Source organism: Bradyrhizobium sp. LeoA1Lang (assembly GCF_055413685.1).
The window spans coordinates 23296-38720 of sequence record NZ_JBVAPG010000003.1 but is presented as its reverse complement, the minus strand read 5'-3'; the positions used below and the strand labels follow the sequence as shown (position 1 = coordinate 38720).

5 protein-coding genes are annotated in these 15425 nt (G+C 64.1%); 2 read left to right on the top strand and 3 right to left on the bottom strand.

What is annotated here, in order from left to right; all coding sequences use genetic code 11:
- Positions 1-55: 55 nt before the first annotated feature.
- Positions 56-3508: an autotransporter domain-containing protein gene (locus tag ACZYOF_RS01705; protein WP_463714577.1), complete on the top strand. Its 3453-nt coding sequence runs from the start codon at positions 56-58 to the stop codon at positions 3506-3508.
- A gap of 55 nt (positions 3509-3563) precedes the next feature.
- On the opposite strand, the gene ACZYOF_RS01700 is transcribed toward ACZYOF_RS01705, so the two are convergent.
- From ACZYOF_RS01700 to ACZYOF_RS01690, 3 genes are all read right to left on the bottom strand, one after another.
- A complete protein-coding gene (locus ACZYOF_RS01700) occupies positions 3564-5081 on the bottom strand; it encodes a DASS family sodium-coupled anion symporter (RefSeq protein ID WP_463714576.1) in 1518 nt (505 codons plus the stop codon).
- Between the two features lie 87 nt (positions 5082-5168).
- The gene (locus ACZYOF_RS01695; RefSeq protein WP_463714575.1) at positions 5169-5969 is read right to left on the bottom strand and encodes a protein-L-isoaspartate O-methyltransferase family protein; all 801 of its coding nucleotides are present in this window, start codon (positions 5967-5969) and stop codon (positions 5169-5171) included.
- Positions 5966-9460: an AAA family ATPase gene (locus ACZYOF_RS01690; RefSeq protein ID WP_463714574.1), complete on the bottom strand. Its 3495-nt coding sequence runs from the start codon at positions 9458-9460 to the stop codon at positions 5966-5968. The genes ACZYOF_RS01695 and ACZYOF_RS01690 overlap by 4 nt, the downstream gene beginning before the upstream one ends.
- A gap of 308 nt (positions 9461-9768) precedes the next feature.
- Between ACZYOF_RS01690 and ACZYOF_RS01685 the strand changes: the two genes are divergently transcribed.
- Positions 9769-15420 (top strand): amino acid adenylation domain-containing protein, encoded by a 5652-nt coding sequence (locus tag ACZYOF_RS01685; protein ID WP_463714573.1) that lies wholly within the window; start codon positions 9769-9771, stop codon positions 15418-15420.
- The last annotated feature ends 5 nt before the right edge of the window (positions 15421-15425 follow it).

The window sequence follows — 15425 nt, the reverse complement described above, 5'->3', positions numbered from 1 at the left end:
GCCTTTGGTCAGGCATCTGCGACACTGGGTGGCACTATCCACGACGTCAGCGCTAATGCTGTACGTGTCAGACGCAAGGGCGATCGACGTCAGCACGCAAGGCGAACTCGACGCCGCGATCGCAACCGGCGCCAATCCGGTCAATATCGTGGCGGGCAATCTGGCACTGTCCGGGAGTCAGGCGTTCGCTCCCAACACTGATGTGACGGTCGCGCCCGGCGCGAGCTTGGCGCTTTCCAACGCCAATCAGATCGTGGGATCGATCGGTGGTGGCGGCATCGTCACGCTTGGAACCCAAGGTCTCGCGGTTGGGGCCAACAATACCGATACGGCGTTCTCCGGCACGATCGACATGACCAACCAGGGATACAACCCTCCTTATGGGACCTTCGCCAAGATTGGTTCAGGTACGCTGACCATCGATGGTGCCACGCTCACGCAGGGTGAAAGCTACATCGTTCAAGGCGCGATGGCGCAGACAAGCGGAAGCACGACGATCACCTATCTCGCGGTGGGTGAGGGCGTCACCGGCGGCACGCCCAATGTCGGTGCGTTGAACGTTTCGGGTGGTCTCATCACCTTCGGTACCGGCTTGCAGATCGGCGACTTCGGTGGAGTGGGCACGGTCAATCAAACGGGCGGCATAGTCAGGGTGACCCCTACCTGCGGCGACATCAGTCACTGCGCCTCGATGAACATCGGCAACCAGGGTGGCGTCGGCACATACAACATCAGCGGCGGCGAGCTTTACCTCGACGGTGGCCTCAACGGCCTTGGGCGTACCTCTGGCACAGGCAGGCCCGGAAGTGCCGGCACGCTCAACATCGGCGGTGGTGTCGTCGATCTGTCCGGCGGTGGCCGTCTCATCGTCGGATATGGCAACACGGATGCGGCTCAGGCGCAATCGCAGGGAGTAATCAATCAAACCAGCGGCATCCTGCGCGTCCACAATGGATCGACGCTCCATCTCTCCGGCCTCAACACCAGCACGGGCACATACAATCTCAACGGCGGCGCGCTGGAGATCGGCGGCAACAGCCTGCTCGCCTCCTACAACAACAATAATCCGGATTATCAGTTCAATGTCGGCGGTGGCACGATCAGGGTGATCGAGGCCCCGCTCGTGACAGGCATGAACGCGACGTTGACCGGTGGCGTCGCTACGATCGACACGAATGGGTTGAGCGCAACATGGAGTGGCGTGCTGTCGGGGACCGGCAGCCTCGCAAAGAGCGGAGCCGGATCTCTGGCGCTGACCGGCAGCAACAGCTATGCCGGTGGAACGTTCCTGAATGGCGGCACTCTGCAGGTGACCGCGGATAGCAATCTCGGTGCGACCACGGGCGGACTGACCTTCGATGGCGGCAGCCTTCAGCTTGGCGCCGGCTTCAATACGGCGCGTGGCGTTGCGCTGAACGGCAATGGCGGCGCGATCGATACGAACGGCTTCAATACGACCTTCTCAGGGACGTTCGGCGGGACGGGCGGCCTCACCAAGACAAGTGCGGGGATGCTGACCGTCGCGGGTGCCGGCTCTTACGTGGGCCCGACTCTCGTCAACGGCGGCACGCTGCAAGCGGGCGCGGCGAACGTGCTTTCCCCCAACAGCGCCTATACGGTCGCAGGCGGGACCACGCTCGACCTCAACAGCTCCAATCAGACCATCGGATCGCTCGCGGGCGCAGGTCAAGTCGCGCTGGGCTCAGCGTCGCTCACGGCCGGCAACGACAACACCTCTACGGTCTTCTTCGGCGCCATCACCGGGTCCGGCGGGCTGGTCAAGAGCGGGTCGGGCACATTCTCGCTGACAGGCTCCAGCACCTACACGGGACCGACCAACGTGAACGCGGGTGTTCTGAGCGTGGATGGCTCGCTGATATCGCCGGTGTCGGTCAATGCTGGCGGCACGCTGATGGGCAATGGCACGATCGGCGGGCTGAGCGCAGTAAGTGGCGGCGTCGTGGCGCCGGGCCATTCGGTTGGCACGCTGAATGTCGCCGGCAATGTGAGCTTCGCACCGGGCTCTACTTACGTTACGGAGCTCAGTCCGACGGGCCAGGCCGATCTGATCGCAGCAAGTGGACACGCCAGCCTGACGGGCGGAACGGTGCAGACGCTTGGCGCCTTCACGCCTGACCTCGCCTACACGATCCTGACGGCGCAAGGTGGTGTCAGCGGCAACTTCTCCGGTGTCTCGTCAGCTACCGATTATGCATTCCTCAGTCCGATCCTGAACTACACACCGACGTCGGTGCTGTTGACGCTCGAACAGGTCCGCAGCTTCGCGAGCGCCGCCATCACTCCCAACCAGACGAGCGTTGCCGACGCGGCTGGCGCGCTGCCTGCGAGCAGCCCTCTATTCCAGGCGTTGCTCACCCAGCCCTCGGTTGCGGGAGCCAGGCAGGCCTTCGATGCGCTCTCGGGCGAAATACAGGGCAGCGTGCAGACGACCATGCTCGATGACAGCCGCTACTTGCGCCAGGCGGTGCTCGGACGCCTGCGCCAGGCATCCTTTGCCGACCAGTTGGGACCGTTCGCTGCCCTCACGGCCGGCGGGCCGTTGCTGGCACATGCCGATTCCGCCGCGGGCAATACCGACGCTGCACTTGCCTATGCCGGCACGAGAACACAGGCCTTCCCCACGAAAAGTCCGCTCGCCCCCGTACTGCCGCGCGGCACCGACATTGCCTGGTGGGCGCAGGGCGTCGGCGCCTGGGGCAAGATAGGCAGCGATGGCAATGCTGCCGACGTGAGCCGCAACCTCGGCGGCTTCTTCTCCGGCGTCGACAGCAGCTTCGGCGCTCACTGGCGTGCTGGCATTGCTGGCGGCTATACCAATTCGAGTGTGCGGGTGAATGCGCAGGCAAGCGCCGCCAATGTCGACACCGCGCATCTGGCCGCCTATGCCGGCGCCTCATACGGCCCCTGGAACCTGCGTTCGGGCGCGGCCGGGAGCTGGAGCACGATCGACACCACCCGAGCGATTCTGTTTCCCGGCTTCGCCGACCAGGCAACGGCACGTTACAACGCCACCACCGCCCAGGTGTTCGGCGAGGTCGGCCATAGCATTCGCTTTGGCAATGTCGCCGCCGAGCCGTTCGCCGGTCTGGCCTGGGTGCACCTGGATACGGATGGTTTCAGCGAGCGTGGAGGTCTTGCCGCGCTCATGGGATCGTCGACCCGCAACGATATCGGCTATTCCACCCTCGGAGCACGCATCGCCACCGGCGTCCAGTTGCAGAATGGCATGATGCTGACGCCGCGCGCTTCGTTGGCGTGGCAACATGCTTTTGGCGATGTGACGCCGAGCGCGGCACTCGCATTCCAGAGTTTGGGGAGCGCCTTCAGCATTTCCGGCGTGCCGCTGGCGCGCGATGCCGCGCTGGTCGAAAGCGGCGTCGATCTGAACATCAATCCGAACGTGACGATCGGCGTGTCGTATGTAGGACAGCTTTCCGACAGAGTGAATGATCACTCGGTCAAGGGTAACCTGAGCTGGCGCTTCTGAGCGGCGGGACGCACTTGGCCGTCCACATGCAGGACGGCTCGCCCTTCATTGGGGTTCAGACGTATCCGAGCCAATGCCAATAAGTGGCGCCGAGCAGCATTACCAGCGCAAGCGCGACGATGGTGAGCACAAGGCCGGTGGGAACGAAGTCCTTGGCCTCGAAGGTCTCGGTCCCATAGGCCACCATGTTTTGCGGCGCGTTCACCACGAGAATGAAGCCGAAACTCACGACGAACTGCAGCAACATGGTCATGCCCACCATATTGATGCCGGGCGTTGCCACATGCTGAAGGACCGCAATGACGATCGGGATCATCGCGGAGGCGAGCGCGGTCGCGCTGGCGAAGCCGAGATGGATCACTGTCAAGAACAGGCTCATCACGCCGAGGATGAACAGCGGGCTGGCGTTCTGAAGTCCAAACTTGGTCACGACCAGATTGGCCAGCCAGACGGCGCCGCCGGTCTGCAGCAGGGCGGTGCCAAGGCTGATGCCGACGCCGAACAGCACGACGGTCCCCCACGGGATCTTCGGCTGCGCCTCCTTCCACGTCATGATTCCGACGCCAGGCATGAACATCAATGCAACGGCCGCGATGGTGGTCGATGACGTATCGAAGCGGTGCAGCACGCCCTCGGTCGCCCAGAACGCAAGCAATGTCAGCGAAATCGCAAGCAGCTTCTTCTCGGACGCTTTCATCGGCCCCAATTCGGCGAGCGACTGCCGGATCGCGTCGCGACCGCCGGGTACCTCCTTGACTTCCGGCGGCATCATGCGCGTCGTCACGAAATAGAGCACCACCGACATGATGATCCCGAACGGCGCCGCCGCGACGAACCATTCGCCCCAGGTGATGCTCTGGTTCAGCGTCTTCTCGATGAAACCTACGGCAACCATGTTCTGCGCCGCCGCGGTTTTGATGCCGACATTCCAGATGCTGGCCGTCTGTGTGGCGGTGATCATCAGCATGCCGGCAAAGGCGCCCTTCTTGCTGACGCCGAAGGCGGCGATGATGCCGAGCATGATCGGAACGATGCAGGCGACTCGCGCTGTCGTCGAAGGCACCAGAAACGACATGATGAAACCGACAAGAATCGCACCAATCACGACGTGGCGGGTTTCGGTGCCGACCCGGGAGAGAATGAAGAGGGCGATGCGTCTGTCGAGCTTTGTGGCTGTCATGGCGGCGGCGATGAAGAGCGCGGACGCCACCAGTGCCAATGCGGTGTTGGCGAAGCCGCTGAAAGCAAGACCCAAGCCCGCGCTGGTGCCCATTGCTACGGCCGGATTAGTCAGGCTCGGTGCCGTGCCGAGCAGAAAGGCCATCAGCGCGGCGATGACCACGCCTGATACCGCGTAGTCGAGCGTCTCCGTCATCCAGACGATCACGGCAAAGGCGAGCACGGCCAGCATGCGATGGCCCGACATCGACAATCCCTGTGGTGTCGGTAACACAAGCACAATGACCAGCACGGCAATGGCGAGCAGAAGCCCCCAGTTGGAGCGGAGCCAGGACGGTTGAGCCGGATCACCAGAGTGTGCGCCAACGGATACTGATGAATCTGCAGTCGACATGAAGTGCTCCTCTCGTCGCTCAAGACTTTGCGCGATGATTGCTGCGCTGCTTTGAGGAAGATCAAGAGGCGATGCAGATGACGGCCGCTATGCTTTCCGTTCTGACGGCAGCCCCAGCTCGATGCTTTGAAACCGCAGCGGTGCGAGGGCGACGGCACGCTCCCACCAGTCCGTCACGCGTTCGGCGAGCGCGGTGCTGCCTCGGCCCTTGCCGGGGACGATCCTGATGCCCCTGACGGCTTCGGCATGATAGCCGCGGGCGAGGCGGGTGATCTTGATGACGATGCCGGCCCGGCCCCGCTTGGTCAGCGGGACCAGCAGGCGGCCGTTGCGGCGGAGCGATTCGACCCACAGCGGATGCGGATGATTGAAGCCGGCATGGACGATGATCACATCGGCCGGCCCGCCTACGTCGTTGCAGCCGTCGCCGTGGATCACTTCGACATTCTTGTATCGCCTCAGATTGGCGGCGGCACGGCTGGCCAGTGCCTTGTTACAGTCGATGGCAAGCACCTTGCCTTGCGCGCCGACGATCCTGGACAGGATCGCCGAATAATAGCCGAGCCCGCAGCCGATCTGCACGACGCGTTCTTTGTCCTTGAGGTCGAGTACATCGAAGAAATGCGCCCACAGGCTCGGCAGTCCGGTGTCGAGCTTGCGCCGTTCATCGATCGCGACCAGCACGTCGTCATAGAGATGAATGGGGTCGGCATCGGCGGTGGAGTTGTAGCCGCGTCCGGCCTCGCGGCGGATGCGCCACGGGCCATCGCCCGCAAAGTGCTCGCGCGGTACCGTGGCGAAAGCCCGCAGCAGGCATGCGGAGGAAATCTGCTCGCGTTGCCCGATCGCTTTCGCGTAGCCTCGTCTTGCCGCCGCCAGATCGCTCATCCCGCCCGGTGTAGCCCTGTCTGGTCCGCCCACGGATGCTGCCTTGATGGATTCGCGCCGAGTTCCTCCATCAGATTCCACGCCTCCTTCAGGTCCGGCGTGCGGAAGCCCTCGGCGAACTGCGCCGCGACCGGCACGAGCAGTTCGACGGCCTGCTCGCGCTTGCCGGCATCGCGCCAAAGGCGTGCCAGGCTGACGGCCGACCGCAACTCCCATGCAAGCGCGCTCTGCTGGCGGGCCAGCTCCATCGAACGGCGGAACAGCTCCTCGACGTCGTCGGCCACAGCTAACCCGCCTTGGGCAAAGGTCGTTTCACCCTGCAGGCGATAAACCTCGGCGAGGAAGAAATGGTCGCCGGTCCGCCTCGCAACCGCGAGGGCGCCGTCCAGCGTTCGCAGCGCCGCTTCCAGCCGGCCGGCTTTCGCATAGGCAGTCGCGAGCAGGCTCCTGAACCAGCAGCTCGCCAGCCAGGCGTCCATGGCTTCATAGCCCTCCAGTCCCACCCGCATCTGCTTCAGCCCTTCGTCGATCTCGCCGAGCTCGGCCATCGCCCATGCGCGCAGGATGCCTGCCTGCTGCTTCCAATGCTGGAAGCCATGATCCGACGAGACCACCATGGCGCGGTCGGCATAGTTCATGGTCCCCTCGACATCGCGCAGGTGCTGGCAAAGATAAGCGCCGAACTCGAGGGCAAAGGCGAGCGTGAATGGATGGCGCAACTGTTCGGCGTTGACGATCGCATCCTCGGTGTGCTGGCGCGCCGCATCGGGGCGGCCGAGAAACCACTGGAGATATCCGAGATAGGACAGCGAGACGACGCCGGGATCGATACCGTGCCGTTCGGTCAGTTCACCGTGCAGATCGGGGGTATAGAGCCCGTTGCAGCGCTGCAGATGATAGTGCGAAGCCGCAAATCGCCCGCGATAGAGCATGGTCATGGCAATCGACCTGTGGGCCTCGATCAGATACCCGGCATGCTGCTGTATCGATTGCGGGGTTGCGTTCGGGCGTACCCGCTTCGCGAACTGCAGGAGCTCGACGCTGAGATCATGGGCGCGCTTCAGATCGGCACGGATGAAATGGTACACCCAAAGCCCGCGGGTCGCCGTGAACACATTGGCCTCATCGTCAAGCTGGCGGCCGAGCTCGAGCGCCTGGGTGTAGTTTTCCTCGACCTCCTGCGCGGCGTAGCCCTTGGCGGCGATCAAGGCGTTGCCCAAAGCGGTGCGAAGCTCCAGCTCCATTTCGTCGCGTCGCATCATCTTGGGATGGCTTTGGGTGACGCCGAGGCCACGCCGGAGATGGCTGATCGCTTCCAGATTGGCGCCCGCTTTTGCGGACTGCTTGCCCGCCTTCAGCCAGAAACCAACGGCCGGTTCGGCTTGGCCGGATTCGGTCAGGTGATAGGCGAAAAGCTCGGGCTCGCGCTCGGTGCGTTCCGGATAGATCTCCGCGATCACCTCCGCGATTCGCGAATGCAGCCTTCGTCTTTCGCTGTGCAGGAGGCTCGAATGCGCCGCGTCCTGGATCATCACATGCTTGAAGGCATAGACCGCATCTGGCTGATGACCGCGGCGAACGATCAGCCCCGCTTGCTCGAGATGATCAAGCGCCGCCTCGATCTGCTCCGCCGGCGATTCGGCGACCGCACAAAGGATCTCATAGGAGAACTCCCGGCCGATCGTGGCCCCGATCTGTGCGATCTTCTTGAACGGCCCCATGCGATCGAGGCGCGCCATCAGCGAGTCGGTCAGGGTGGCCGGGATCGAGAGCTGGCGCCATGGTCCGGTGAAGACGTAGCGCCCATGCCGCTCGGTGAGCAGGTTGGATTCGATGACGGCCTTGGTCAGCTCTTCCAGGAACAGCGGCACGCCGTCGGTCCTGACGATGATCTCCTCGACGACTTCCCTCGGCAGCTCCCGCCGGCCTGCGACCCGCTCGACCAATGTCGTCCGCAGTTGCCGGCTGAGCCGGTTGAGCGTCAATGCCGTGATGTGGCGATGCGCATTCCAGCTCGGCTTGAATTCCGGGCGGCAGGTGACGATCACGAGGATGGCCGCGTTCTGAGCCCTCTCTACCAACAGATCGAGCACTTCCCGCGAGGTAGGATCGATCCAGTGGGCATCCTCCAAGGCGATCATCAACGGCCGGTCGCGCGCAAGCCCGACCAGATGGTTCACCAGCGCGGCGACCGTCACATCCTTGTGCTGCTGTGGCGAAAGCTCCGGCAGCGCGTGCCGATCGCCGGTCGAGATCGACAGCAGCGCCGCAAAGATCGGCACCACCTGCTGTACATTGCCCTTTGCGGCGGCCACGGCTGCCTCGAGGCTCGAAAGCGCCAGCACAGCAGAGCCTTCGCGATCGAGTCCGATCGCGAATTTGAACTGCTCGATAAACGGATAGAACGCGGTGCCGGTGTAATAGGGAGAACACTGGAACGACAACTGCCCGTGGTGCTCGCCGGCGACCCGTTCGTGAATCTCCTGGAAAATGCGCGACTTGCCGATTCCGGGCTCTCCCGACAGCAGCACGACCTGGCCATGACCCTGCTTGGCCTGTTGCCAGCGTCGCATCAGCAGGGCGATTTCCTCCTGCCGGTTGACGAGCGGCGTCAATCTCGCGCCCATCGCCGCAGCGAAGCGTGTTTCCATGCGCGCGCGCCGGACCACGCGCCAGGCCTGGACTTTTTCGGATATCCCCTTGAGCGTGTGAATGCCGAGGTTCTGGTAGTCGAACTTTCCCCTCAATAGGGATTGCGTCGAGGACGCGATGACCACCCCATTGACGGGGGCCAGCGGCTGCAGCCTGGCGGCGAGGTTCAGCGTTTCGCCGATGGCGGAGTCGCGTTCCTCGGTGCTCTGTCCGATCAGGTCTCCGACGACGGCAAGGCCGGTCGCAATTCCGATGCGAACCGCTGGCGTGTAGCTGGACGCCGCTCGCGACTCGCCGCCTTGCGCCGATGACAGCGCCTCCACGATCTCAAGCCCGGCGCGCACGGCACGCTCGGCGTCGTCTTCATGCGCATGCGGATAGCCGAAATAGATCAGGATGGCGTCGCCGATATAGCGCGCGGCGAAGCCGTCATAATGCTTCACGATCCGGACGCAGGTCTCCCTGAAGCGGCCGATGATGTCGCGCACGTCCTCGGGATCGAACTGCTCGGAGAGCGAGGTGGAGCCGACCATGTCGCAGAACATGGCGGTGAGCTGGCGCCGCTCGGCGACATTCCCTGTTCTCGGCGGGACCCTGCGACCCGCTACCGGATTGCTCGCCGGTGCGATCGGAATGAGCGAACCTATCGCGCGCTGCAGGCGCCTGCGATCACCCATCGGCAAACCAAGCTTCGCCAGATCATCTTCGGTCAGATCGGGGATGACATCGAGGCCGATGCGGTGCTGGATGAAAAGATCGCCGTATTGGCCGAGGCCGATCTCCTCAAGCCAGTGCTTCAAGCCATCTGTCGTTTCAGAACTTGGCTTATTCTCCGGCATAATTATCCGTCGGGCTGCATCTCAGGAGAAAGGACGTGTCTCCGTTTGGTTGCGCACATTTAGGGGACTTTTGCCCGACCTTGGTCTGGACGGATTGGCGAAGTTCAAGAACAATAGCTCAACTCGAGCAAAAAGGCACGAGCTTGTCGGACGTCGGAGCCACACCGTCGCAAGGACCGGCCGGCAGCAGCACCGGAGGCCAAGCCCTTTCGTGCATCCAAGCCTTTTCGTGCATCGGGGATATCCTTGATTTCTATTCCCGCAACGCGCCCGATCGGACCGCGGTGCTTGCTCCCGGACGCGGTGCGGTGACCTATGCCGAGCTTGCCACGCGCACCAGTGATACCGTCCGTCAATTGCGCGGGCTCGGCATCGCCCAGGGCGATCGCGTGGCGCTGGTATTGCCGCGGGGCGTCGATAACGCGCTGGCCCTTATTGCGGTAGCAACAGCAGCCGTCTGCATCCCGGTCAATCCGGATCTGACCGGGGATGAATTGCAGCGCTATTTCAGTGAGCTGGAGCTTGCCGCGCTCGTCACGGCTGCGGAAGCGGGCTCCGCAAGCCGGGCCGCCGCGCAAGCGTTGGGGGTTGCTGTGATCGATCTGTCGCCCCGGGCCGGCCAGGGTCTTGGCGCCTTCGAATTGGCAGGTTCGTCGGTTGGGCCTGCCATTGTGGGCGGGGCCGCGCGCGGAGAGGATGATGCCTTCATCCTGCTGACCTCGGGTACGGCGTCTCGTCCCAAGATGGTACCGCTGACCCATGCGAGCGTGTGTCTTTCGGCCTACAATGCTGGGGTCGTCTTCGCGCTCGGGCCACAGGATCGCCTGCTCAACATGCTGCCGCTGTTTCACGCGCATGCCCTGATATCCGGCCTGCTCACGGCGCTCGCGGCTGGATCGAGCGTGATCTGCACCGCGGGCTTCGATCCCGTGTCCTTCTTCACCTGCCTGAAGGAGTTGAAGCCGACCTGGTATACTGCGGTGCCGACCATCCACCGCGCGCTGCTGTCCGCTTCAGAGCATGACACAGAGATGACGCGGGGGTCTTCGCTGCGCGTGATCCGCTCGGCATCGGCGTCGCTTGCCCCCGCCATCCTCCAAGGACTGGAAGCGCGGTTCGGCGTGCCCGTGATCGAGATCTACGGCATGACGGAAGGCGCATCCCAGATCGCCGCCAACCCTCGCCACTTGCGCAAGCCGGGCTCGGTCGGCCTGCCCGCCGGTCCCGAGATCGCGATCATGGACAATGAAGGCCGGCGGCTGCCCGTCGGCGAGCGCGGCGAGATCATGCTGCGTGGCCCCACCATCAGCCGGGGCTATTACAACGATCCCGAGGCGACCAGATCCGCCTTCCGGGACGGCTGGTTCAGGACCGGTGACCTCGGCTACCTCGACACGGACGGTTATCTCTTCATCGTCGGCCGCATCAAGGACGTCATCAACCGCGGCGGGCAGAAGATTTCGCCGCTGGAAGTGGAAGAGGCGTTGCTGAGCCATCCCGATGTGCTCGAGGCCGGCGCCTTCGGAATTCCGCACCAGAAGCTCGGCGAGACCGTCGGCGCAGCGATCGTGCTGCGGCCGCAGTCCGGCGCCACAGCGCATCAGCTTCGGCAGTTCGCGCGGCAGCGGCTCGCCGCCTACAAGGTGCCGAGCCTGATCCGGATGGTTCAGGCGTTGCCGAAAGGGGCGAGCGGCAAGCTCAAGCGAAGCGCGCTTGTCGAATTGGTGTCGGCCGGACCGGCAAGCGAGGACACCGAACACAGGCGTTTGCCTCGCTCTGAGTTGGAGCGGCAATTGGCCGAGATCTGGGCGAGGCTCCTGGAGGTGGAGCAGGTCAGCGTCGATCAGGACGTCTTCGCGCTGGGCGCGGATTCGCTTGCGGTGACGCAAATGCTATCGCGCCTGCGTGAACAATTCGGCACCGATCTCTCGTTCAAGGACATTTTCGACGCGCCGACGGTCGCTGAGCTTGCTGGCCGGCTGCAATCGCGCGCAGCGGAACGCGACGTCGCGCTGCCGGGATGGCGCAAGACCGCAACGGAGTCAGGCCGTGCGCCGCTCTCGTTCCAGCAGCAGCGGATGTACGTCCTCACCCGGCTGGACCAGACCAGATACAATTACAATGTCGTGGAAGTGGCGCGCCTGTCCGGCCGGCTTGACGTCGTCGCGTTCGAGGCGAGCATCGCCGCGCTTTGCGAACGGCACGAGGTCTTGCACTCGACCTTCTCCGAATGGCTGGGCGAGCCGGTGCAACGCGTGGACGCGGCGATGCCGCGGCTCGAACACGTGGACTTGAAGCGCTGCGCAAAGGGCGAGCGCGAAGCGGCGATCCGGCGGGAAGCGCTGAAGCTGGCGCACCACCAATTTGATCTCGAACATGAGCCACCGCTCAAAGCCAGGCTGCTGCGCTTCAGCGCGACGGATCATGCACTGGTGATCAACATCCATCACCTCGTCACCGACGGCTGGTCACAGCGGCTGTTTTGGCAGGAGTTGCAGGCGCATTATGCGGCGAGCCGCGAGGGGCCCGTGAAAGCGCTATCGCCGCTTGCTTTCCAATATCGCGATTTTGCTGCATGGCAGCAGGATTGGGCGGCGACGCCGGCGGCGAAGGAGCAGTTGAGCTATTGGCGCAGGCAGCTCGATGGCGTCACGACGCTGCCGCTGCGCACCGATCGCCCACGTCCACAGATCTGGAGCGGTCGCGGCGCCCGGCATTACATCGAACTCCCGCAAGACCTGTCGGCGCGGTTGAGGTCGCTGAGCCAGGCCAATGGCGTCACGCCGTTCATGACGCTCCTCGCGGCGTTTCAGTGCCTGCTCCACCGCTACACCGGTCACGAGGATGTCGCGATCGGCTCGCTGATCGCGAACCGCAACCAGATCCAGAGCGAACGCCTGATCGGGCTGTTTGCCAACACCGTGATCCTGCGCACCGACTGCCGTGGCGATCCGACCTTCGGCGAGCTGCTGCGGCGGGTGCGGCAGGTCACGCTCGATGCCTATCGCAACCAGGATCTACCGATCGAGGAGGTGCTGCAGGCGCTGCAGGTGTCGCGCAGCCGCGACGGCAATCCACTATTTCCGGTGATGTTCATCCTGCAGAGCGCTTCGATCGAGGCGGCGACGTTTCCGGGATTGTCGACGCAGCGTCTCGAGATCGATCCGCAGATTTCGCGCTTCGACATCACGCTCGAGCTGGTCGAGACCGACGGCCGTTTTTCAGGCTTCTTCGAATACAGCACCGACCTGTTCGATGCTTCGACGATTGCGGGAATGGCGGCACATTTCGAGCGGCTTCTGAGCGCTGTCATTGCCGATCCCGAGGAGCAGATTTCGCGATTGCCGCTGCTGTCGCCGGCGGAGCGCCGCCGCGCGCTGGCGGATTGCAATGGGGTCGAAGCCGATTTCAGTGTCTTCGATCTCTGCGAACGGTTCGACCAGCAGGTCGCACGTGCGCCGGAGGCGATCGCAGTCTCCGCAGGCGAGATGCGTCTCAGCTACCGTGAGCTCGCCGATCGCATTGCGGCGATCGCCGCGCGGCTCGCGCAGGAGGGGATCGGCGACGAGAGGCTGGTCGCGCTGTTCGTCGAGCGAAGCCCCGATTTGCTGGCTGCGATGCTCGCGGTACAGCGTGTCGGGGCGGCTTTCCTGTGCCTGGATCCGGCCCAGCCCGCCGCGCGGCTGGCCGAGATCCTGATATCCAGCGGCGCGGGTTTGCTGTTGGTCGGAGCGAGCTGCGCCTCGGCGTTACAGGAAGTGCTTTCCCGCTCGCCCGTTCGGCAGCGCATGCCGATTGTCCATCTTGAAGGCCTGGCCGCCGCTAATCCGGTGAAGCCGGCGCGGCCCGCGCCATCGAGTCTTGCCTATGTCATCTACACCTCGGGCTCGTCGGGGACGCCGAAGGGCGTGATGATTGAGCAGCGAGGATTGTCCAATCATCTCGCGTCCCTGATCTCCGAGCTTGGCCTGTCGTCTGCGGACGTGATCGCGCAGACTGCGCCGCAGAGTTTTGTAATCTCGGTCTGGCAGTTTCTCGCCGGTCCCATGGTCGGTGCGCGCGTCCACATTTGTGCCGACGAGATCGTGCGCGATCCCGAACTGCTCGCACCAGAAATCGACCGGGCAGGGGTGACGGTGCTGCAGATCGTGCCATCGCTGCTGCGGGTTATCCTTGAACAAGCCGACCAACCGCCGGTGCCGCGCGCTTTCTCCCGCCTGCGCCTCCTGATCTCGACCGGCGAGTCGCTCGCCGTCGATCTCTGCTGCGCCTGGTTCAGGCGGTTTCCCGATGTGCCACTGGTCGACGCCTACGGCGCATCGGAGTGCTCCGATGACGTCGGGCTCAATCGCCTCACCAAGCCGCCGGCGCTCGCGACCAGCGTTCCGATCGGCCGCCCCTTGCCCAATACGCGCCTTTATGTGCTCGATCCGCATCTGCAGCCGGTGCCGGCCGGAATTGTGGGTGAACTCTGTGTCGGCGGCGCCGGTGTCGGGCGCGGCTACATCAATGATCCCGGGCAGACAAATGAGCGTTTCCTGCGCGATCCGTATTCGCAAGATGCGGACGCACGTTTGTATCGGACCGGCGATCTCGCCCGGCGCCGCGCCGACGGCACGATCGAGTGCCTCGGTCGCATCGACGATCAGGTGAAGATCCGCGGCTATCGGATCGAGCTGAAGGAGATCGAGCATGTTCTGCTTGATCATCCGGATATCCGTGCCGCCATCGTCGAGCCGCGCGACGCCGGCGGTGAGATCCGCCTGGTCGCGCACATCGTTGCGGCTTCGGGCAGCCGGCCGGATGCCGGTGCACTGCGCGATTTCCTCAAGAACAGGCTGCCGGGCTACATGGTGCCCGCAGCCTTCCTGTTCCTCGAACGCATTCCGCTGAACAGCCACGGCAAGGTCGACCGTGTTGCGCTGAGGGGAGCGTACCAATCCGACCCGACGGCCGCCCGCGTGACGATATCGGCGCGGCGCAGCACCGAGAAGACGCTGACCGATATCTGGATCGATCTGCTGAAAGTCCCCAGCATCGGCGTCACCGACAATTTTTTCGACCTTGGCGGCCATTCATTGTTGGCGGGCCAGGCGATGGCGCGTGTCGCGCGGGCGTTCGGCGTGTCGTTGCCGATCAAGTCGATCTTCGAGGCGCCGACCGTGGCAGAACTCGCGCAGCGCATCGACGATGCGTTGGCAAGGAAACCGCAGCAGGTTCTGCCGATTATTCCGGATGTCGTGGAAACGGGTTCGCGCCTGCCGTCCATCGCGCAGGCCCAGATGCTCGGCGTCGAGCGCGAGCTTCCGGGGCTTCCTCTGTTCAACCTGCCCTTTGCACTGCGGCTGCAGGGGCCGCTCGATCTCGCCGCGCTGAAGAAGAGTCTTGGTGAGGTGATGCGCCGTCACGAGTCGCTGCGCACCGCCTTGGGCTGGGATGGCGACGAGCCTGTGGTCATGATCACGCCGCCCGGCAAGCGCGCCGCGCCATTGAACGTCGAAGATCTGACGGTGCGCGGATCGCCGGGCGACAAGCGCGTCAGCCAACTGCAATTAAGGAAGGCCAGGCTCCGCGCCGAGCAGGAAGCCCGGACGCCATTTGACCTCACACGCGCGCCGCTATGGCGGGCGCGCCTGTTGCGATTGGGGCCAGACGACCATGTGCTGCTGCTCACGATCCATCACGCCATCGCCGATGGCTGGTCAATCGGAATCCTCTTTGACGAGATCTCGCAACGCTATGCGTCGCTCGTGGATCGTCGCTCGGTACCGGCGCTGCAACCGGCCTTGCCGTTCTCCGATGCGGCGCGCAAACAGCGGGGATGGTGTGCCACCGACGCGGCGGAGCGGCAGGCCAGTTATTGGAAGGAGAATTTGCGCGGGGCCGCGCCGGTCTTCGGCGATGCCGCCGACGTCGCGCCAGCTCCACCCAGCGCTCGCGATGCAAACCGGCCGCCATGACATTT